This is a genomic window from Flavobacterium alkalisoli (genome assembly GCF_008000935.1).
GTDB lineage: Bacteria > Bacteroidota > Bacteroidia > Flavobacteriales > Flavobacteriaceae > Flavobacterium > Flavobacterium alkalisoli.
In genome coordinates, this window is sequence record NZ_CP042831.1 from 2007129 (window position 1) to 2029569 (window position 22441).

Consider the following 22441-nt stretch of genomic DNA (forward strand, 5'->3'; position numbering starts at 1 on the left):
GGGGGAATTTTGCTTTTATATTTAATTGTTTTTTAAAACGGGTAACATTAGTTTAAATAAACCTTAAAGGTGACTTCAGGCTAAGGAAACATGCAGAAGGTAGTTTTGCCATGTAAAAACCAAAACTATAATTAAAGCATGAAAAAAAGTTTACTTTCTTTAAGTTTACTGTTCTCTCTTTGGAGCTTTGCAGTAATCAACTTTAATACAGGGAACTTCTCTGTAACGACCCCGGCTAAAGCTGATGAAGCTAAGCCAACCACAGCTGAAAAAAATACTACTGCTGATAAGAAAGTAGCTGTAACTACAGTTGCTACAATGATGCCTCCTTTAACTCCTGCTGCTTATCCTCTTTCTAAAGACTCAGAGTGGTCTTATTTTGATTTAGGTACAGGTCTTGATGCTACAGACTGGAAACTTTCATCTTATGATGTTTCTGCATGGTCTACAGGAGAGGCTCCTCTTGGTTACGGAGACCCTACTAAAACAGTTATCTCTTACGGTCCTGATGCAGGAAACAAATACATTACAAGTTACTTTGTAAGAGATATGGATATCACTCTTTCTGAGGTTGCCGACATGGTAGAATTCGGTATCAGAAGAGATGATGGTGTTATTGTTTATGTTAACGGTGTAGAAGTTATAAGAGACAATATGCCAACAGGTGCAATTAACTATTTAACGAATTCAGCAAGTATCATTGATGGTGCTGATGAGAAAAGATTCCAGGTATTCCATCTTCCAAAATCTATTTTCCAGGAAGGTGTAAACAGAATCGCTGTTGAGATGCACAACCGTGACGGACAGAGTTCTGACCTTGGCTTTGATATGTATATTAAAGATGCACCGGAAGATTTCGTATGTGAAGAGGGACACATAGGATGTTTTACTTCTATCATGCCTACTTCTCAAATGCCTTACCTTATAATCCCTGAAGAGCATAAATTCCAGTTACTGTTCAAACAGGGAGATGCTTATATGGATGGTTCTGGTACTGTACCGGGTAATCATGACTTTACAGGTTATGTGCCTATGGAAGGAAGTAGCGAGCTTGGATATCTTGCTGTAAACCACGAAAACAACCCTGGTGGTGTATCTATCTTAGATATGCACTTAGATGAGGAAACTAACCTTTGGGTGCTTGATAATACTCAACCGGTAGAATTCCAAAACAATGACCTTGTAACTACTATCAGAAACTGTTCAGGTGGTGTTACTCCATGGGGTACAATAATTACTGCAGAAGAGAATACTTCAGGTGGTGATGCAAACGGTGACAATTATCAGGATGTGGGATGGTTAGTGGAAATAGATCCGGTAACTGCTCAGGTAATGGAATATGGTAATGGTAAGCAGGAAAAATTATGGGCTATGGGTAGAATGAACCATGAGAACGTAGTGGTTTCTGCCGATGGTACTACAGCTTACTATGGTGAAGACGGTGGTACACACTGTGTTTACAAATTTGTTGCCGATAATGCTAACGATTTATCTTCAGGTACTGTTTATGTACTTCATTTAGATACTGCACTTTCAAGCAATGAGCCAACTTCAAGTACTGCTACCTGGATTGAGGTTCCTAACGCTACTGCTGCAGACAGAAATACTATGACTGCTAATGCAGCTGCACTAGGTGGTACAGCTTTTAATGGTGTTGAAGACTGTGAAATTAGCCCAATAGACGGTAAAGTATACTTTACTGCTAAAGGTTTAGACCGTGTTTACCGTTTTACTGATAACGGTACTACAGTTTCTGATTTTGAAACTTTTGTAGGAGGTATGGATTATGAACTTGACGTTAACGGTACAAGTTATACTGAGCCTTGGGGTGACGGTAACGATAACCTTACTTTTGATGATAAAGGTAACCTTTGGGTACTTCAGGATGGTGGATTAAACTACATTTGGGTAATACGCCCTAACCACTCTCAGGGAGCTCCTCAGGTTTTACTACACTCTTCTATGCCTGCAGGTTCTGAGCCAACAGGTTTAACATTCACTCCAGACTTTAAATATGGTTTCTTCTCTGTACAGCACCCTAATGGCAGTAACAATGCTCAGGTAGATGCAACATTTGAAGATGTTAATATTAATGCCTCTGCTACAGTTGTTATTGCTAACAGATCTCAACTTGGTGTACAGACTCCTGTTGCAGATTTCTCTGCTGACGATGTTGAGGTAGGACAAGGACAGGTAGTAACATTTACTGACCTAAGTACAAACAACCCAACTTCATGGTCATGGACATTTGAAGGTGGTGAGCCGGCTACTTCTACAGATGCTAACCCAACAGTTACTTATGCAGAAGAAGGAACATACAACGTAACACTTGTATCTACTAACGTAGCAGGTGATAGCGAAGCTAACCTTAAAAACGATTATATTGTAGTTGATTCTGCTTTAGGTTTAGAAGATACTCTTAAAGGTATGGTAAGCATTTATCCTAACCCAACAAGAGGTCAGGTAACTGTAGAGCTTAATGGTGAAGCAGGACAGGATGTAGCTATAGAAATATATGACCTTGTAGGTAGAAAAGTTGCTGTAGAACAAACCCAGTCAGTAGGTGGTTCACAAAAAATTGACCTTAACCTAACTCAGTTTAACGAGCAGGTATTCATCATCAATATTAAAGTTGGTGAGAAATCAGGTTCATACAAAATGATTAAAGTAAACTAATACTTTATTCAAAATAATATACAAGGGCCGGTAGTAGTACCGGTCCTTTTTTCAATTTAATTGTGTGATGAAAAAACGAATTTTAGCTTTAACGGTTTTTATTTTAGGTAGTGTTTGTGCAAGGGCTCAGTATGCCGATCCTATTAATATACCTGTGTACTACAGTGTAAAGGAAGCAATGTCAGATAAAAATGCAAAGCAGCTTAATTTAAGGGATCAGAAACTTTTTTATGTACCAGCCGACTTAAGCAAACTGGAGCATCTGGAATTTTTAAACCTTATGCGTAATAACCTGGAGTATTGGGATGAGGAAATTTTTACACTTAAAAATCTTGAAGTGCTAAATTTTAAACTTAACTCTATAAAATATCTTCCTAAAGAAATAGGCAAGTTAAACAACCTTATTAGGATAGACTTGTCGGATAATGATATATCCTATCTTCCTCAGGAAATAAAAGAACTTACAAAGCTAAGATACCTGCATCTCTCTGTAAATTCACTCGTTTCTGTGCCGGAGGGTATCGGTAATTGTAAAAATCTTGAAATATTAGAGCTTGACAATAATCAGTTAAGTTATCTTCCTCAAAACATAGCCAAGCTAAAAAAACTAAAAAATCTTCAGTTGAGCTATAATCAGTTTAATGAGTTTGATGGGAGTTGGTTTAATTTTCCCAATCTTGAGATTCTTAATATGGAATATAACAGCCTGAAATATTTGCCTCAGGAAATAGGGAAACTAACATCCCTTAAAACCCTAATGCTAAATAATAATAAGCTTGTAAAGCTGCCGGATAACATTCAGGACTTAACACAACTTGAGCTTTTAACTATTGCCAACAATAACCTTACCGAATTACCAAAAGGCATTGATAAGCTTACAGGTTTAAAAACACTAATAATTACGGGTAATAATATAAATACTGCTGAAAAAGAAAGGATTAAAAAAGCTTTGCCAGGGTGTAAGGTATATTTTTAAAAATTCAATATCTAGTATAGAATTGTAGAGACAGCATTTTGCTGTCTTTTTTATTTAACAAAAAATTAAGGGTTTTAGTGTTTAACTTTAAAGGGAGTAACATTATTAAATATTTCATAATGAAAAAGTTATTACCACTATACTTTTTTGCAGCATTCTTTTTTTATACAAAAGGTTTTGCACAGGAGGAGAGTTCAGGGCATCATCAAACGTTGGGTGTTTCCATTAGCCACGTTAATATTTTTAATGGTGTGGATAATTCAGAAAATAAGTTGATATCGTTACCTGCCTGGGGTATTGATTATAACTATTGGTTTAATGAAAAATGGGGCTTGGGGCTTCATACTGATATCACGGTCGATAAATTTACGGTCGATGAAAATTTAGGTGATGATGCTCCGTTAGAGAGAAGCTTTCCGATAGCTCCTGCCGTTATGGGAATGAGAAAGTTTGGTAATCATACAATAATGTTTGGTATAGGTGGTGAGTTTGAAAAAGAGGAAAATCTTTTTCTTAACAGGCTGGGCTACGAATATGGAATTGAGGTATCTGAAAAATGGGAGGTAGGTGCAGCACTTAACTATGATTTCAGGTGGAATGCTTACGATAGTTATACTATAAGCATAGGGGTAAGCAGGGTTTTAAACTAGTAAAAAGCTTAATTTATGTTGCTTATAATCAGATGTTTTTATAACTTTAATACATCAACCAATACTTTCCCGTCATGAAGAAATTATTGTTCGCTCCTTTATTTTATTTTTTGAGTCTGTCAGTTACAGCACAAACAGAATTACAACTGGATACCATTGTTGTTCAGACAGAAGATGAAATTCCTCAGATTTTACCGGATGATCTTCCTTTTTGGTATGCCAGAAGATTTAAATTTAATGCGGGTGCCTTTTTTCCCGTAAACAATACTCAGGTAAGGGTAGGGAACAATAATGGTAACTTTGGGACTACAATAGACCTGGAAGATGATTTAGGGTTCAGCAAAAGTACTACTTCTTTTATAGCCGACTTTCAATGGCGTATATCAAGAAGATCAAGATTAGTATTAGAATATTTCTATCTTAGGAGGGAGTCAACTAAAACATTAGACAGAGAAATAGAATTCGGGGATCATGTTTATCCTGTAAATGCTTCGGTGTCTGCCTTTTTTGATAATAACATAGCAAGGCTGGCATATAGTTACGCTATTTTAAGCAAACCAAAATATGAGGCTGGATTACTTATAGGTGCTCACGTGATTTTTGGTGATATGGGATTACAGCTGAATACAAATATAGGCTCGGTGGGAGTAGAGGATAATTTTGACTTTACTGCACCTTTACCTGATATTGGTGCTTGGGGCGAATTTGTACTGGGGCCTAAATTCGGACTTTATACAAACATTAATTATTTATCCCTTACTATAGATAATATTAGGGGAAGGATAATAAGCTATAACTTGTCTGTATTATATAATATCTATAAAAACTTTAGTATTACGGCAGGATATACAGGTTTAAATATAAGGGTAGATGTAGAGAAAGAAAGGCTTAACGGTTTTTTTAAATGGGGATATAACGGACCTTCTTTAACTGCGACTTATACTTTTGGCAATAAAATCAAATTTTCTAAATAATCACTACCAATGAAACTAAACTACCTTATACTGGCAATTGCATTTGTTTTTTGCTCCTGCCAGGACAAAAAAAATACTGATACCCTTGCAGATAATACTGATGCCGTTCCTGCCAATAAACCTAAAGGGATGGTTTGGATTAAAGGCGGGGAATTTATGCTGGGGAACAGCAGTACAGATGCCGCTAATACCGAGGGGCCTGCCGTGTTAACCAAAATGGATGGTTTTTGGATAGACGAGACTGAAGTTACAAATGACCAGTTTGAAGCCTTTGTAAAAGCAACAGGCTATAAAACAGTTGCGGAAAGGGAAATTGACTGGGAAGAGATGAAAAAACAATTACCTCCCGGCACACCTAAACCACACGATTCTATACTAGTTCCCGGTTCGTTGGTATTTTTACCACCTTCAGGGCCAGTGCCATTAAATGATTATTCACTATGGTGGGCCTGGATGCCAGGTGCTAACTGGAGACATCCGCAGGGGCCTGATAGCGATATTAAAGGAAAAGGTAATTACCCGGTAGTGCAGGTGGCTTATGAAGATGCTCAGGCCTATGCAAAATGGGCAGGTAAAAGATTACCTACAGAGGCAGAATGGGAATATGCAGCACAGGGAGGAAAGGACAATCAAAACTTTGCATGGGGTAACGAACTGACCCCAGCGGGTGTTTATCAGGCAAACTTCTTTCAGGGAGATTTTCCTTATCATAATACCGATGCCGATGGTTTTGACAGGCTGGCTCCTGTAAAGAGTTTTCAGCCAAACGGATACGGCTTGTATGATATGATAGGTAACGTTTGGGAACTTACAGACGACCGTTACAGGCCGGATACTTATAAGATGTATAAAACATCGGGGATGAGGGAGTGCCACAGCCCTAAAGGCCCGGAGGTAAGTTATGATCCTAATGACCCTTACAGCCCTAAGAGAGTGATAAAAGGAGGTTCTTTTTTATGCAGTGAACAGTATTGCTCAAGCTACAGGCCCGATGCCAGAATGGCAAACTCTGAAGATAGTGGGCAGGAACATGTGGGATTCCGTTGTGTAAAGGATAAGAATTAATAATAGATATTTAGTATATAGAAGCAGCCAAAAGGCTGCTTTTTTTGTTATGTAACAAAAGCTACTGACCAACATTTTTATGTACTGTTATTTTGCAGAAAAATAAAATAATATGAACTGGATTTTACAACCGTGGCCATGGTATGTGGCCGGACCTTTAATTACGCTTACAATGGCGTTGCTTTTATTTCTAGGAAAGAACTTTGGTATGTCGTCTAACCTCCGTACTATTTGTACAATGTGCGGTGCAGGTAGTACCTGCGACTTTTTTTGTTTTGACTGGCGTTCTCAAAAATGGAATCTTCTAATCATGATTGGGGCTATACTGGGTGGTTTTATAGCTTTCAACTTTTTATCTGTAAATCCGGTACCTGATATTAATCCTGATACAATAGCCGATTTAAAAGTAATGGAGTTTGAAAGCGCCGGAAAAGCATACGTACCTACAGAACTTTTTGGGAGTGAAGCTTTCTCTTCGATAAAAACAATCATCATCCTATTGACAGGAGGTTTTCTGGTAGGGTTTGGTGCCCGCTATGCCGGGGGATGTACCTCAGGACACGCCATATCGGGGTTAAGCAATCTTCAGTTACCGTCACTTATCGCTGTAGTAGGATTTTTTGTGGGAGGACTTATTATGGTACATCTTCTGTTTCCTTTAATTTTTTAATAGCAAGACAATGAGAAATATAATTTTTTTAATAGTTGGTACATTCTTCGGGATAGTAATGTTTAAATCGGAAGCAGCTTCGTGGTTTCGAATTTATGAAATGTTTCAGTTCAGGTCATTTCATATGTATGGAATAATAGGCTCTGCACTGGTACTGGGAGTGCTTTTGGTTCAGCTTATAAAAAGGAAGAGACTGAAAGACATGTCGGGTAACCCCATACTGATAATTCCTAAAGACAAAAGCTTTTCGAGGTATATGTTTGGAGGTATCCTTTTTGGTTTAGGCTGGGCTTTGGCAGGTGCATGTCCGGGACCTATGTTTGTACTGGCAGGTGCAGGATTTTATCCTATACTTATTGTAATTGCAGGAGCAGTAGGCGGTACCTGGGTTTACGGACTTATAAAAGACAAGCTGCCGCATTAATTTGTATATTTAAACAATCAACCACAACACAATGGAAGAACTGATAAAACAGGCTTACGGCAATATTTTTGAAGAAGCCCTTATAAAGGAAATAGCAGAAGTGTCTACCCTTGTTGAATTTGAGGAAGGAGACAGGCTTATTGATATTGGAGAATACATAAGAAGAATGCCTTTACTGCTAACAGGAGCTATAAAAATATTAAGGGAAGACAGGGATGAGGGCGACTTACTGCTTTATTTTCTTGAAAAGGGAGATACCTGTGCCATGACACTTGCCTGCTGTATGGGTGATACCAAAAGTGAGATAAGGGCCATAGCCGAAAACAAAGGCAGCCTTGCCATGATACCGGTAAACAAAATGGAAGAGTGGCTGGGTAAATATAAGAGTTGGCGCAATTTTGTTTTTACCAGTTATAATAAACGTTTAAGCGAAATGCTTAGTGCAGTAGATAACCTTGCCTTTATGAAAATGGATGAGCGCCTGCTTAACTATCTCAATGAGAAATCTAAGGTCAATAATTCAAATATTATTAATAACACCCATCAGGAAATAGCTTATGAGCTTAATACATCGAGGGTAGTGGTTTCAAGATTATTAAAAGCCTTTGAAAATGAGGGTAAAATAAAACTGAACCGAAATAATATTGTTCTTTTAAAATAAAAAACGTCAGTGTAACTTTTGTTACTGCCCAGCTTTTTACCACATACTAATTTAGCCTGAAATTATTAAAGCATACACTTATGGATGTAACAATGGTTTCAGGCTATTTTCTTGCCCTTTTGGTAGGTGTTTCTCTTGGCCTTATAGGCAGTGGAGGATCTATACTTACCGTACCCATTTTAGTATATATATTAACGGTTAACCCTGTGCTGGCAACTGCTTATTCTCTTTTTGTGGTAGGCAGCACGGCTTTGGTAGGAGGAGTAAGAAATGCCTTTAACAAGAATGTAGATTTTAGTATAGTATGGATATTTGGTATACCATCCTTAATGGCTGCTTACCTCGTTAGGGCATTTGTAATACCTGCAATACCTGATGTGGTATTTTCTGCAGGAACAGTTCTAATCACAAAATCTTTACTGTTAATGGTACTGTTTGCTGTGGTAATGCTAACGGCATCAGTACGAATGATAAAATCCGGAAACTCCGGTACTATCGCAGCAAATATTGATGTTTCCTATTCCAAGTTGGTCGTTTTGGGGGTACTTATAGGGGTTTTAGCAGGAGCTGTAGGTGCCGGGGGCGGATTCTTAATAATACCTGCATTGGTTTTTTTGGCACATATGCCTATGAAAAAGGCCGTAGGAACTTCACTTTTTATTATTGCCATCCAGTCATTGGCCGGTTTTATGGGAGATGTGGGGCAAAGTAATATAGACTGGTCCTTTTTACTGGTCTTTACTTTAATGTCGGTAATCGGAATCTTTATTGGTATAGCGTTGTCAAATAAAATTCCGGGCGAAAAACTTAAAACAGGCTTTGGGTGGTTTGTATTAATAATGGGGATCTATATTTTGATAAAAGAAATTTTTATGTAATTGAAAATAAGTTGTTTGTGTAACTTTTGTTACTGCACAGGCAAACGGAATAATCTAATTTTGGAGTATAAACAATAAATATTTAAGTTATGTATTTTCAACATGTATATGATAAAACCCTGGCTCAGGCTAGTTACTTTATAGGCTGTCAGGCTAAAGGGGAAGCAATTGTAATAGATGCTAAAAGGGATATAGATACTTATCTGGATATAGCAAAGCAAAACAATATGACAATTACTCATATTGCCGAAACCCATATTCACGCCGATTTCCTTACTGGGTCGAGAGAACTGGCTAAAGTGACAGGGGCTAAAATGTACCTGTCTGACGAAGGTGGCCCCGACTGGCAATATGAATTTGATCATGTGGGCCTTAAAAACGGTGATATTATTAAAGTAGGTAATCTTTCTCTGGAAGTAGTACATACACCGGGGCATACACCCGAAAGTATAAGCTTCCTGCTTACAGACCATCCTGCTACAGATGAACCAGTAATGCTGTTTACCGGAGACTTTGTGTTTGTAGGGGATATAGGCAGGCCCGATCTCCTTGAAAAGGCAGCAGGCCTGAAAGGCACTCAGGATGCCGGAGCAAAACAAATGTATAAATCGATAGAAAAGTTTGCCTCCCTTCCTGCTCATATACAGGTATGGCCCGGTCATGGAGCAGGTTCTGCCTGTGGTAAGGCTCTGGGAGCTGTACCAAGTTCAACTGTCGGGTATGAAAAAATAAGAAACTGGGCTTTTCAGTACGAAAATAATGAACAGGGCTTTACAGACTATCTGCTTGCCGATCAGCCGGAACCTCCTAAGTACTTTGCAATGATGAAAAAGCTTAATAAGGTAGACAGGCCACTACTGGTTGAAGTACCAAAACATGCCAGACTTTCTAAAGCAGAGTTTCTGGATGCTTATGAAAAAGGGATGACCATTATTGATACCCGTAACAAAACCGATTTTGCAAACGGTTTTATACCCGATACCATAAACATACAGGGTAACAACTCTTTTGCGACCTGGTGTGGCTGGATACTTAACTATGAAGAACAGTTTATCCTTATAGCAGATGAAAGTCAAATGGATGAGCTTACCAGAAAGCTTATGCGTATAGGTCTTGATAACATCTACGGATATATTGATAATGTAGCGGAAATGGGGTTTGAGTTACAAAAGTCGGATGTGATATCAATTGACGAATTTAAAAACCAAATAGGTAAAACAAACGTACAAATAGTAGATGTAAGGGGAGAGGCAGAATATAATGCTGCCCATGTTGAGGGAGCCATAAACCTGTTTACAGGTACATTAAAGGATAACCTTGGCAGAATAGATACAAAAAAAGAGGTGGTTATACACTGCCAGAGCGGAGATCGTGCAGCTATAGCGGCTTCATTACTTCGCAAAAACGGAATTAGAGTAAAAAATTATTCAGCCGGTATGGCCGAATGGAAAAAATACAATAACCTAACAGTAAGTAATTAATATGAAAAATGTAAGACAGGACGAATGGGAAACGCTTATTGAGCAGGACTCAAATGCGGTTGTACTTGATGTAAGGACAGAAGATGAATGTGCCGAGGGTATGCTGCCTAATGCTGTTTGTATTAATTTTTTTGAGAGAGAGCATTTTTTTGATGAAATGAGAAAACTTGACCGCGATAAAAATTACTATGTATACTGCAGGAGCGGAAACCGCAGCGGTATGGCATGTCAGTTCATGGAGAGTTTTGGGTTTGAGAATACGATAAACCTTAATGGCGGATTACTGTTGTGGAAAGGTGATTTAAAATAACTTGTTGATGAAGTTATAATTTTTAATTAAAGTGATTAAATTGTGATTGATTGGTAAAGGCGGCTTTTATGGCCGCCTTTTATGTTTATATTGTTATATTCTAAATAATCAGGGTTTGCTTAACTATTAAAAGTATATTTGCACTATAATAATTTCTTACAGAAATTTTATTAGATTTATACAACGCTATCAGGAAGCAAGGCTAATGATTTTAAGTAATAATAGGCTTTTTGGACAGTATGTATTGTTTATGCTGCTGTTTGTAATTTCACCATTATTTTCTCAGGAAAATGATGAGGATAGGCGTATGATAAATAAAGCCCGTGAGATGGCTTTTTTTAGTCCGAATGAAGTTTTAAGGTTAACAGATCATCTGCTCAAGAAAGCCAACACAGCAGATGATTATGTTACAGTATACCTGATAGAGGCTGATATTAATACAGCCAAAGGTGACTATGATAAAACCGCTGAAAGCCTTTTTAAGGCAAACAGGCTTATCAATAAGGTTAATGACTCCCTAAAGGCAGAAATTGTTTTTCATAAGGCTTTTCTGGCAAGAACCCTTAAACTTTACAATCAGTTTGATAATTATATTGATTATGTAAAGGCACTTGAGCAAAACGAGGATGAGGCTTCCTTAAAATCTTATATAAATATAAAGCTTGTTTTAGAAGAAGCAAACATGCTTATCGATCAGGAAAACTATAATCAGGCCATTACTGTAATTAATACTTTAGATAAGGAGAGTAAGCAAATAGAAGAGCTTAAGCTTTCGGATGTTTATTATCTTATAAAAGCCAAAGCTTACAAGGGACTGGAAAAATATGAAGAAAGTTATAAGTATTATGATTTAGCTTCAGCTTCATATCTAAAAGATCATAAAAGTACTAATTTACTTACTGAAACAGCTTTGGTTTCGGGCACTGCCGATCTTGATTATTTTAATAAAGACTACTCAGCTGCACTTAACAAACTTATCCGGTTTTTAAAACGATTAAGTGATTCAGAAAATAATTACCTGCTTGAAAAAATTAACAACAGGATTGCCATGAATTATCTTGGTCTTAATGATAAGGAGAATCATTTAAAGTATAATGATGCTTTTCTGTCGTATAACAAGAACGTTTATGATTTAGAAACATCTGCGATAAATTCTGCTTATAATTATATCAATGAAGAACAGGCTCTAAACTTAGAAGCAAAGGAAAATAGCCTTAAGGTTGTTGTTTTTTCTGCTTTAGGTGTGTTTTTCCTGGTTCTGTTGTTTGGTAATTTATTATACTTCTCAAACAAGGCTAAAAAGAAAAGGCTGAAAGAGATTATAGGCTACCTTGAGATAACCAATAAACTTTTAGTAGACTCGGTTGATAAGGTGAAAAGCATATCGCCTAAAAAACTGTCTATACCTACAGAGACTGAGCAGAATATTTTAGTAGGTCTTAAAAAGTTTGAATCTACGGTTAAGTATACCAGTAAAGATATGTCACTGGCGACACTGGCCGCACAGCTTGATACGAATACCAAATACCTTTCAGAAATTATTAATAAGCATTACAACGATAATTTTAATACTTACATAAATAAATTAAGGGTAAACTATATAATTGAGAAACTTAAAAATGAGCCGGAATACCTTAATTATAAAATAAGTTATCTGGCAGAGGAAAGCGGTTTTTCTTCACACAGTAGTTTTGCGACGGTGTTTAAGTCTATAACCGGTATAGCACCTACAGTATTTATAGATATGTTGGGAAAGGAAATTCATAACAAAAAAGCATAACCATGGATAGTTTTAAAAAAATATCGTTGTTAGTTGTGCTTTTGTTCTTGAGTGCTTATAACTGCTTTGCCCAAACCGAGCATAAAATAGACAGTATTATAAAAGCTAAAAGGCTCAATATTTATAAAGATCCTGAAGAAGCAACCAGAATAGGGGATTCCATATATTCATCTCCTCAAAGTTCCAACTATGATAAGGTGAGGGGACTGTTACTTTTATCAAGTGCATACTCATCTAAAAGGGATTATCAAAAAGCTTTAAAGTATTGCTTAAAAAGTGACAGCATAGCCAAGAAAGAGAACAATCAGGATATCAATGCCAATATAGCTAACAGTATTGCCATTGTTTACCAGCAGCTAAAGGTTTATGACAAAGCATTAGAATATATTGATAAGTGTGAAGGTATACTAGGGAAATATAAAATTAGAGACTCAGTTTACTTAAGAGCTACCAATTTTGCTGTTAGGGGGCTTATTTATAAAGAAGGCTTTAGCTGCGAACTGGCAATTCCTTTTTTAGATAAATCTATTAGCTATTATAAAAGGCTCAATACCAAAAATGAACAGCCTAACCTAAGTATAATGTATTACAATAAGGGATACTGCTATTATACTATGGGAAAATACAAGGAAGCTAAAACAAGCTTTGAGGAAGCAGTTTTATACGCCGAATTTATTAATGCCAAAAGTTTAAAAGCATTCGCCTTAAAAGGGCTTGCCGAAGTTTATACTCATGAGGAGAATTATAGTGAGGCTATAAAGGTTTTGGAAGAAGCACTTACATTGTCTAAAGATGTGGGTGACCTTATTTTGAACAGGGGAGTTTACATGGCCCTTGCCGATAATTATCTATCGGTTAATAACTGGGAGAAGTATCAGGAATATCGAAAACTGTTTTTACGCAATCAGGATATAATCAAAGAATCGGAGAGGAGATCAATAAGTGATTCCATAGATGGACTTATGGTTGAATATGATACAAAAACCTCTCAGCTTACAAATCGTTACTACATATATCTTTCTGTAATAATAATCCTTATTTTAATAGCTCTTTTTGTGATTTACAGATATCATAATCAGGCTAAGAAATCTTTAAATAAGCTTAGATTAGAGTTGCAAAAGGTTAAAAAAAGCAGAAAGCTTACAAATTTGCCTTAAATTTGTTTTTGCTTTTAACTTATTGATATTCAGGTATTTTTTATTCTTTTTTTACTTTAAAAATTACTGAATTCTAAAAGCATACTATTATAGTTGTGTTTTCTTTTTGTTAATATTTGTTTACGTGATTAACAACTGCTATTAACTATTCTAAACACTATTAACTATGAGAGAAAAATTACTAATAACGTCAAAGTTATTGGTGAAATTCCTGAAAATGTTTTCAGGGCTTTTCCATCCGGTAGTGCCTAAAAGCGTATTAGGTAAAGCATCCTTTTTGATGTTTTTCCTGTTGTTTGCTTTTACAGCAAATGCGCAATTAGCAACCGAAACTTTTGAAAGTGGGATACCAGCCACATGGGCTCAGGCCAATAATGCGGTAGGTACAACACCTTTTGGTATTTCTACAGACGGATACAATTCAAGCACAGGGGCTGCTTTTATTAACCCAACAGCAGAGAACATCGGGGCAGGCAACACTGCTCAGTATTATTTGGTAACACCTTTAGTAAATGTTTCTAATGGTGACCAGATTAAATTTTATACAAAACAGGGCGATGCAGCAAATCATGGTAACATATACCAGATAAAGGTTTCTACAGCATCGCAAACAGATATTTCTAGCTTTACAACTACTCTAGCTACTTTTACAGAAAGTGATCTTAGTACATCTTACGGACAAAAAGTTGTTACTTTTTCAGGACTGGGTACTGCTGTGGATGTTTATGTTGCTTTCGTATTAATAAACGACCAGCCTGGTGCAACACCAGATGCTAACAGTTGGTTTATTGATAACGTATCTATTCAGGCACCACAGGTGTGTGATCCTGTTTTAGCTGCAAACTTTACAGTGTCATCAGTAGGAACACAATCAGCTCAATTAAGCTGGACGCATCCTACAACAAGTGATTTCCAGATTCAGATTGTTGCTGACGGTGCGCCTCCGGGAACCACAGGAACTAATACCGGTAACACTTATTCAGCTTCAGGTCTAGCTGTTGATACTGATTATGATGTATATATTAAGGCTGTCTGTTCTGAATCTGAAAGTATTTGGGCAGGCCCTTTCAACTTAAGTACAAATATTTTAGGTGTAACCTGTGCAGAACCTATTGTAATACCTGATGATGGTAATACTTATGTATATGCAGGGAACCTGAATGTTTTTCAAAACCCGGCAGTTACTTATACAACTCAGGGATCAAACTGTTTACCTTCTGCAGTAACTCAAAACTACTTAAATGGTGCTAAGGCGTTTTTCTCTTATACACCTACTACAAGCGGACTGATTACATTAACTCACCTTATAACAACTCCAAGTACTAACGACTATGGTTCGTTACTTGTATATGATGGTTGTTCTAATGTTGGAGTAGAGTGTATAGCCGGTACTTTTAATACTACAGAGGGTGTAACTAAAGTTATACCTAACCTTTATGTAGAAGCCGGTACTACTTATATTATAGTTGCTTCCTCTCAATTAACAGCAACAGCAAGTATTAGTTTTAAAATTACGGTTAGTACTTCAGATTGTCCTCCACCGGCAGCATTTACATATTCTCATTTACTGCAAAATACTGTTTCATTTTCCTGGGACAATACAAATAACTTAATGAGTAACTGGCAATATGCAGCCGTACCTACGGGTTCTGCAGCACCTGCAACAGGTACAGATACTACTACAAATACTGATAACCCGGTTACAGGTTTAGCAGCAGGTACCACTTACGATTTCTATGTAAGATCGGTTTGTGGTGGTGTACCGGGACCATGGAGTTTGCCATACAAGTTTAAAACACAGTGTGATGTTTTCCCTTTACCATACTCTACTCAGTTTACCGGAGCTTCGGCAACAGCGCCTGAGGCTTGTTGGACACCTTTAGATATCAATGGTGATAACCTTACATGGACATATTTAGGTGGCTATGCTACTATACAAACAAACACTTATCCTGATTTAAACAACGATATGCTGGTTTCTCCTCAGGTAAACTTTACAGGAGGAATGAAAAGAATACGCTTTAAAGACAGATCTACAAACGGTGTTTCCAGTTATTCAATAAAAATTTCGACTACAGGTATAGGTGCTTCAGACTTTACTACAACTGTAATGCCTGAAATGCAAATTACTAATACCGGTTTTGTTGAAAGATTTGTGTACTTACCGGTTATGACAGGTAATGTAAATATTGCTTTTGTCGTTACGCCGGGTACAGGTAGTGTAGCAACTAGAATTTCAATTGATGATGTTTATATTGAGGATGCTCCTGCATGTCCGGATCCGTTAAACCTTTCAGTAGGTACGTTAACTACATCTTCTGCGGAACTTTCATGGGATCCGGGACTTAATGAGACCGAATGGAGAGTGGTTGTACAGCCTATAGGTACCGGTGTTCCTACAATTGAAGGAGAAGTAGCAACAACAAACGTTAACTTCCTTGTAGATGAGCTTGATCACTCAACTCAATATGAATATTATGTAAGAGCATATTGTAATAGTACCGACCAGAGTAACTGGGTAGGGCCATTTAATTTTATTACAGAGTGTGGTTCTTTTGATGTGCCTTTCTTTGAAGATTTTGATAATGATTTGGATACGCACAGATTCTGCTGGACTCCGGTTAATGGCAATGGAGATAACGTGGTATTTCAAAACTTCTCGGCTTCTGTAACAGATGCAAGAATACAAAGATCCGGATTTGGTGCTCCGCCTGCTTCTTTTGATGACTGGATTATTTCTCCGGCTATTAATGTTGTAGGTACTAAAGAACTTAAGTTTGATTACAAAGCGGTAGTGGGTATTTTCTTCCCTACACCAAGATTAGGGGTGGAGGTATTAATGTCTACTACAGATACTGATCCTGCGAGCTTCTCGGTAATCATGCCATTAATGGAGTTTACCAATACAGATTATATAGAAAAAGCATTATATATTAATGCAAACGGACCGGTTTATATAGCCTTCAGAGTTCCGCCAACATTTGATACTTCTACAGCGTTTTCCGGTATGCAGATAGACAATGTACGAATTGGTGAAGCTCCGGCTTGTCCTAACCCGTCTGCAATTACAGTTACAAATATTACAACTACATCTGCAGATGTAGCCTGGACAGCAGGATTTATAGAAGATCAGTGGCAGGTTGTAGTACAGCCGGTTGGTACAGGTGTACCTTCTACAGGAACAACTGTTGATGATCCTGAATACTCAGTAACAACAGGTACACTTACTTCAGATACTCATTATGAGGTTTATGTAAGAGCGTACTGTAACGATACAGACCAAAGCGAATGGATTGGGCCATATACATTTAAAACTTTATGTGATGCTTTCCCTTCACCATTCCTTGAAACATTTGAAGCTGACTCAACTACAGAGCAGTGTTGGGTAATAAGAAATGATAACGGTGACGTAAACCACTTTATATTAAACGGTGGAACAAACCCTTATGCAGGTATAGAAACTGCAGGTATGTTTACAGGTAGTAACGGTGAGAATGATGACTGGTTAATTTCGCCAACAATTACTGTAACTGCCGGTCAGCGTTTAAGATTTTACTACAGAGTTGAAGATTCATTCTTTGAAGAAGATCTGGATATATTACTTTCTACAACAGGTATAGAACCTGCTGATTTTACAACTGTATTATATTCTACTGATACAGATCCTAACCCTCTTAATAATATGGAGTGGAAGGAGAAGGTAATTAATATACCTACAGATGTTATAGGTAATATTAATATTGCATGGCATATACCTCAGGAAACTCCAAACCCATGGGGTTACAGAGGACAGCTTTATGTTATAGATAATGTAATGATTGAAAACATACCGGCTTGTTCTCAACCAATAAACCTTACGCTTAACAATATCGCAGATACAACTGTTCAGTTAGCATGGGAAAGTACAGGTACAGAAACAGCTTGGGATGTATATGTACAGCCGGCAGGTCTTGGTGCTCCTGTAGGAGACGGAGATCCTGCATACTTAACTTCAAACGTAACAAACAATCCGTATACAAAAACAGGATTAACCGAAGCTTCTCAGTATGAATACTATGTAAGAGCTGCTTGTGGAACAGGAGATAGCGAATGGGTAGGACCATTTGAGTTTACAACACTATGTCCGTTAGCTACGGCTTGTGAGTATACATTTACTATCACTAATCCATCATCAGGAGGTCTTTCAGGTGAAGTTCAGGTTATTCAAAACGGATTAGTTGTGGGTACACTTGATTTAACAAGTTCCAGTGCCGGAGCAACTAATACGTATACAGTATTCTTATGTGATGGTGTAGAATTCTCATTACTTTGGGATGGTATAGGTTATGTTCCTGGTAACAGTGCTAATACTGTGGTTACTATACAGCAGGGTACAACTACTATTTGGACAAGCCCGACACCATTTGGACCAATGAATGATGTTATTTATGAAGGCTTTGCTTCATGTAGTACTATTACATGTCCTTATCCTACAAACTTGTCTGTAAACCAAAACGGTACGCTTTCATGGACTGCCGGTGGTACAGAAACTCAGTGGGAAGTATATATTCAGCCTATTGGTAACGGTACATTACCTCAGTCAGGTACAATAGTAGATGTTACACCTACTTATAGCCCGGTTACTGCAGATTTCGATTCTTTAACGGCAGGTACTTATGAGTTTTTTGTTAGAGCAATATGTGGTGAAGGAAACGAGAGTTTCTGGGCAGGCCCTTATGAGTTTGTTAGAAACGATTCTTCTGCAAATGCTATTGCTTTAGAAGTAAACCCAACAGAAACATGTGAGGTTTCAGCTGCAAATGCATCGTTCTATGGTGCTACGGTTTCTTCTGAGCCTATGTCTTGTGCGGGTAATAACAACGGAGACGTATGGTATGAATTTGAAGCTACCTCTACAGCACATATTGTAGAACTGATAGACTTCTCTGGAGATTACTATGCCAGTACAGGTAATCCGCCTCATCCTAATGTAACATTAACGCTATATCATGTTGATGGTACTACACTGGAAGAAATGTCTTGTTCTTATAACAATGCAATTGTTGCTGCTTACTCTACTGCAACTGTAGTGGGAGATACATATAAAATAAGATTATCACTTAATACAGGGGCGGCTGATAAATATACATTTAGTGTATGTGTTAAAACACCTAACGACCTTTGTGCTATAGATGCTGTTAATGCAAGTTTTGAAAACCCTACAACAGAGTTTGGGCTTTTAGATAACATGATGAGATATGAAGTAACTTCAGGATGGAGATATAACATGCCGGACTGGGATTCTATATTCTATTTTGATGCATATAACGCTGAAGGTGTTGTTGCTTATGACGGAACACAGGTAATCCAGTTATTAACGCCAAATGATCCTTATGACCCTGCAGATATGGTTAATATTCAGGGTATCTATCAGGATTTTGACAGTTCAGAGGTTACACAGTACAACTATTCTTATGCTGTGTCTACAAGATTCCAGGGTAATATAATCCAGGCATTTGCAGGCCCGCCTTCAGGTCCTTTTGTATTACTGGAAGAAGTACCAACTACAACCGGATGGCAGTTTGTTGAAGGTACTTATGATGTTCCTGCGGGGCAGAATACAACAAGAATTATTTTTAGAGCAAAAGATAATGGTATAGGAATTTTATTAGACGCAGTAAGTATTAATGCAAATAATGAGATTGTTACTCAGCCACAGGAACTTGATTGTACTGAAGAGTCAATTGAGCTTGAAGCAAGAGGTACAGGTATGTGGAGTGCTGATGAAAACAACCCTACAGAAGTTGTGTTTACAGATGCTGCCAGCAGCACTACAACTGTAAGCGGGCTTATTGCCAGCGGTGACTATACATTCTACTGGAATACACGTTACTGCGAGAACACTATAGTAATTGCTAATGTTGCCGTAGACGATGTTCCTGAGGTAGTTACTCCGGTTGAGTACTGTGAAGGTGCACCAGCCGATCCGTTAACTGCTCCGGCTTTAGCAGGTCACACTTTAGTATGGTATACAGATCCGGTAGGAGGTACTGCATTAGCGGGAGCTCCAACACCGTCTACTACTACAGTAGGTACTACATCTTACTATGTTGCTTATGCAAACGAAGAAGGATGTGAAGGATTAAGAGCACAAATTGATGTAACAATTAACGAGGTATTTGTTCCTGTAGTAGGATTTGCTTATGATGCAGAGACTTACTGTATGGCAGAAACTAACCCGGTAATTACTCTTGATACAGATTTTACTACAGGTGGTACATTTACAGCTACTCCTGCAGGATTAACTATAGATGCTGCAACAGGTGAAATTGATATGACAACAAGTACTGCCGGTACTTATGATATTACTTATACTATTGAAGCTGTTGACTGTAACCCTGAAGGTACAAATACAGTAACAATAACACTTAACCCATTAGTAACTCCTGTAACAGGCTTTACTTATGCGGAGTCATACTGTATCGCTGAGACAGTTAATCCGATACCAATGACTGATGCAGGATTCTACACAGGAGGTGAGTTTACTTCCGAAGCAGGTCTTGCTATAGATGCTGCAACAGGTGAGATAGATCTTGTTAACACAACAGCAGGAGTTTACAATGTTACTTATACAGTAGCGGCAGGAGATTGTCTTGAAGCCGGAACTACAACATTTACTGTAACAATTACTGATTTAGCAGTAGCAGTTGTTGAGTTTAGTTATGATAGTCCTTCTTGTCTTAACTCAGGAGCAGAGCTTGTTCCTTCTATAGCCGAAGGCTTTACATTGGGAGGTACATTCAGTTCTACAACACTTACTGTAGATGCAGAAACAGGTATTATAGACCTTACTACGGCAACACAGGGTAGCCACGATATAGTTTATACTATAGATCTAGATCCGTTAACATGTACAGAAGGCGGTACTTATACAACCACTGTAGAACTTACGGAAGGTATTACGCCTGTAGTTGAGTTTAGCTATAACAGTGTATACTGTTATGATAGTGAAAACCCAATGCCAACTACTCTGGGAGACTTCTTTACAGGAGGTACATTTACTTCGGATGCCGGACTTGCAATAAATGCGGCAACAGGTGAAATAGATATTATGGCAAGTACTGCCGGTACATATGATGTTACTTATACAGTTGTTATGGATGAGGAAACATGTAATATAGGAGGTACTTATACTACAACAGTTACAATTACGGGAGACCTTTCTGTAGCAATTACACAAGATTGTAGAGGAGAAAATGTTTGGTTAACAGCTGGTTCTGTAAACGGAACTTTTGACAGCAATGTAAGTTATGTATGGAGAAATGAAAGCGGTGTAGCAGTAGGTAACAGCTCAGAATTTAATGTGGCTGAATACTATGCGGCAAACAGCAGTCTTGAGCTTCCTTTAGTGTTTACCATTACGGTAACTTCGGGTTCTTGTACTGGTGAGGCAAGCTACACAGTAGAAACTATAATGTGCCAGATACCACGTGGTATATCTCCTAACGGTGATGGAGATAACGACACCTTCGATCTTACAGATCTTGGGGTTCAGGAGATCGTTATCTTCAACCGTTACGGGAAAAAAGTATTCCATCAGTCTAACGGATACACGAACCAATGGCACGGTCAGGATGAAAAAGGCAATGAGCTTCCTGACGGTACTTACTTCTACAGCATTAATAAATCTAACGGAGAGTCAATTACCGGATGGGTTTATATAAGCAGAGAGTATTAAGTTAATTAATAAACAGACAGCCTGTCTGCCTGCCATGGCAGACAGGTTTTCTTTTTCAATCATTTCACTTCACACATAGCAATGAAAAAAATATATATAACAATGGCTATTGCCTTTGCATCAGTATTTAGTGCAAAAGCGCAGCAGGACCCTCAGTATACTCAGTATATGTATACTATGAATGTGGTTAACCCTGCTTATGCCGGTTCTAAAGAAAGCATTTCGGGAGGATTGCTTTACAGGGCACAATGGGTAGACATAGAAGGGGCTCCAAAGACAGGAACACTGTCAATAAGCAGCCCGGTAGGTAAAAATGTAGGTTTAGGGCTTTCTGCAATAAGTGACAAGATTGGTCCGGTTGAAGAAACTAACGTGTATGGAGATTTCTCTTATACATTAAATTTAGGAGGAGAGCACAGGTTAGCATTAGGTTTAAAAACAGGGGTTACGTTTCAAAATGTAGGCTTATTTAGTGATATTGGTAATGGTTATGTTCCTTCAACAAGTGATGTGGCATTTAAGGAAAACTCAAGCAACACCTTCTTTAATTTTGGTACAGGTTTATTCTATTATACAGATAAGTATTATGTGTCTTTCTCTGTTCCAAATATGCTTAAAAACAGCTACCTGCAGGTAACTGATAGCGGGCAGGAGCGTAAATTCAGTTCAAATGTTCAGCATTACTTCTTATCGGGAGGTTATGTTTTCAATTTATCAGACAACACAAAACTGAAGCCGTCATTCATGATGAAATCTGCATTTGATGCACCAACTTCACTGGATGTGGCCTTAAACTTCCTGTTCTTTGAAAAGTTTGAGATAGGTGGTACTTACAGGCTGGATGACTCAGTAGGCGCTATGGTAAACTATGCAATAACTCCTGGTCTTAGAATTGGTTATGCATACGATTATATAACATCCGATTTAAATGTTACTACTACGGCTTCACACGAGGTAATGCTTTTATTCGACCTGAATTTCAGGAAAAAAGTATCTGTTTCACCTCGATTCTTCTAATCTGT

General features: G+C 37.8%; 15 protein-coding genes. All 15 read left to right on the plus strand.

Annotated elements, in window-relative coordinates:
• Positions 1–138 precede the first annotated feature (138 nt).
• The 15 genes from FUA48_RS09185 to FUA48_RS09255 all read left to right on the plus strand — a co-directional run bounded on the left by FUA48_RS09185 (position 139) and on the right by FUA48_RS09255 (position 22436).
• A complete protein-coding gene (locus FUA48_RS09185) occupies positions 139–2676 on the plus strand; it encodes an alkaline phosphatase PhoX (RefSeq protein ID WP_147583255.1) in 2538 nt (845 codons plus the stop codon).
• Between the two features lie 67 nt (positions 2677–2743).
• Positions 2744–3652, plus strand: a complete 909-nt coding sequence (locus FUA48_RS09190) for a leucine-rich repeat domain-containing protein (RefSeq protein WP_147583256.1) — start codon at positions 2744–2746, stop codon at positions 3650–3652.
• Positions 3653–3771: 119 nt separating this feature from the next.
• Positions 3772–4302, plus strand: a complete 531-nt coding sequence (locus FUA48_RS09195; RefSeq protein ID WP_147583257.1) for a hypothetical protein — start codon at positions 3772–3774, stop codon at positions 4300–4302.
• Positions 4303–4376: 74 nt separating this feature from the next.
• The gene (locus FUA48_RS09200; RefSeq protein ID WP_147583258.1) at positions 4377–5276 is read left to right on the plus strand and encodes a hypothetical protein; all 900 of its coding nucleotides are present in this window, start codon (positions 4377–4379) and stop codon (positions 5274–5276) included.
• Positions 5277–5285: 9 nt separating this feature from the next.
• Entirely contained in the window at positions 5286–6341 is a 1056-nt protein-coding gene (locus FUA48_RS09205) for a formylglycine-generating enzyme family protein (RefSeq protein WP_147583259.1), read from the plus strand.
• Between the two features lie 112 nt (positions 6342–6453).
• On the plus strand, positions 6454–7011 hold the full coding sequence (locus tag FUA48_RS09210) for a YeeE/YedE family protein (protein ID WP_147583260.1): 558 nt from the start codon (positions 6454–6456) through the stop codon (positions 7009–7011).
• Between the two features lie 10 nt (positions 7012–7021).
• A complete protein-coding gene (locus FUA48_RS09215) occupies positions 7022–7435 on the plus strand; it encodes a DUF6691 family protein (protein WP_147583261.1) in 414 nt (137 codons plus the stop codon).
• 31 nt (positions 7436–7466) lie between these two features.
• Positions 7467–8096, plus strand: a complete 630-nt coding sequence (locus tag FUA48_RS09220; RefSeq protein WP_147583262.1) for a Crp/Fnr family transcriptional regulator — start codon at positions 7467–7469, stop codon at positions 8094–8096.
• Positions 8097–8176: 80 nt separating this feature from the next.
• Positions 8177–8974 (plus strand): sulfite exporter TauE/SafE family protein, encoded by a 798-nt coding sequence (locus FUA48_RS09225; RefSeq protein WP_147583263.1) that lies wholly within the window; start codon positions 8177–8179, stop codon positions 8972–8974.
• A gap of 89 nt (positions 8975–9063) precedes the next feature.
• Positions 9064–10455, plus strand: coding sequence for an MBL fold metallo-hydrolase (locus FUA48_RS09230; protein WP_147583264.1), 1392 nt, complete (start codon positions 9064–9066; stop codon positions 10453–10455).
• Position 10456: 1 nt separating this feature from the next.
• Positions 10457–10765 carry a rhodanese-like domain-containing protein gene (locus FUA48_RS09235; RefSeq protein ID WP_147583265.1) on the plus strand — a complete coding sequence of 103 codons (309 nt, stop codon included), beginning with the start codon at positions 10457–10459 and terminating at the stop codon, positions 10763–10765.
• A 205-nt stretch (positions 10766–10970) separates the two neighbouring features.
• Positions 10971–12545, plus strand: coding sequence for a helix-turn-helix domain-containing protein (locus FUA48_RS09240; protein ID WP_147583266.1), 1575 nt, complete (start codon positions 10971–10973; stop codon positions 12543–12545).
• Between the two features lie 2 nt (positions 12546–12547).
• Positions 12548–13702, plus strand: a complete 1155-nt coding sequence (locus FUA48_RS09245; RefSeq protein ID WP_147583267.1) for a tetratricopeptide repeat protein — start codon at positions 12548–12550, stop codon at positions 13700–13702.
• A 166-nt stretch (positions 13703–13868) separates the two neighbouring features.
• On the plus strand, positions 13869–21419 hold the full coding sequence (locus FUA48_RS09250) for a choice-of-anchor J domain-containing protein (protein WP_147583268.1): 7551 nt from the start codon (positions 13869–13871) through the stop codon (positions 21417–21419).
• An 81-nt stretch (positions 21420–21500) separates the two neighbouring features.
• On the plus strand, positions 21501–22436 hold the full coding sequence (locus FUA48_RS09255; protein WP_147583269.1) for a PorP/SprF family type IX secretion system membrane protein: 936 nt from the start codon (positions 21501–21503) through the stop codon (positions 22434–22436).
• Positions 22437–22441: the final 5 nt, after the last annotated feature.

Bases quoted from the DNA above. Each gene is read 5' to 3' on its own strand.
- FUA48_RS09185 (WP_147583255.1), top strand. From the start codon at position 139: ATGAAAAAAAGTTTACTTTCTTTAAGTTTACTGTTCTCTCTTTGGAGC.
- FUA48_RS09240 (WP_147583266.1), top strand. From the start codon at position 10,971: ATGATTTTAAGTAATAATAGGCTTTTTGGACAGTATGTATTGTTTATG.
- FUA48_RS09220 (WP_147583262.1), top strand. From the start codon at position 7,467: ATGGAAGAACTGATAAAACAGGCTTACGGCAATATTTTTGAAGAAGCC.
- FUA48_RS09245 (WP_147583267.1), top strand. From the start codon at position 12,548: ATGGATAGTTTTAAAAAAATATCGTTGTTAGTTGTGCTTTTGTTCTTG.
- FUA48_RS09255 (WP_147583269.1), top strand. From the start codon at position 21,501: ATGAAAAAAATATATATAACAATGGCTATTGCCTTTGCATCAGTATTT.
- FUA48_RS09250 (WP_147583268.1), top strand. From the start codon at position 13,869: ATGAGAGAAAAATTACTAATAACGTCAAAGTTATTGGTGAAATTCCTG.
- FUA48_RS09215 (WP_147583261.1), top strand. From the start codon at position 7,022: ATGAGAAATATAATTTTTTTAATAGTTGGTACATTCTTCGGGATAGTA.
- FUA48_RS09190 (WP_147583256.1), top strand. From the start codon at position 2,744: ATGAAAAAACGAATTTTAGCTTTAACGGTTTTTATTTTAGGTAGTGTT.
- FUA48_RS09195 (WP_147583257.1), top strand. From the start codon at position 3,772: ATGAAAAAGTTATTACCACTATACTTTTTTGCAGCATTCTTTTTTTAT.
- FUA48_RS09205 (WP_147583259.1), top strand. From the start codon at position 5,286: ATGAAACTAAACTACCTTATACTGGCAATTGCATTTGTTTTTTGCTCC.
- FUA48_RS09230 (WP_147583264.1), top strand. From the start codon at position 9,064: ATGTATTTTCAACATGTATATGATAAAACCCTGGCTCAGGCTAGTTAC.
- FUA48_RS09225 (WP_147583263.1), top strand. From the start codon at position 8,177: ATGGATGTAACAATGGTTTCAGGCTATTTTCTTGCCCTTTTGGTAGGT.
- FUA48_RS09235 (WP_147583265.1), top strand. From the start codon at position 10,457: ATGAAAAATGTAAGACAGGACGAATGGGAAACGCTTATTGAGCAGGAC.
- FUA48_RS09200 (WP_147583258.1), top strand. From the start codon at position 4,377: ATGAAGAAATTATTGTTCGCTCCTTTATTTTATTTTTTGAGTCTGTCA.
- FUA48_RS09210 (WP_147583260.1), top strand. From the start codon at position 6,454: ATGAACTGGATTTTACAACCGTGGCCATGGTATGTGGCCGGACCTTTA.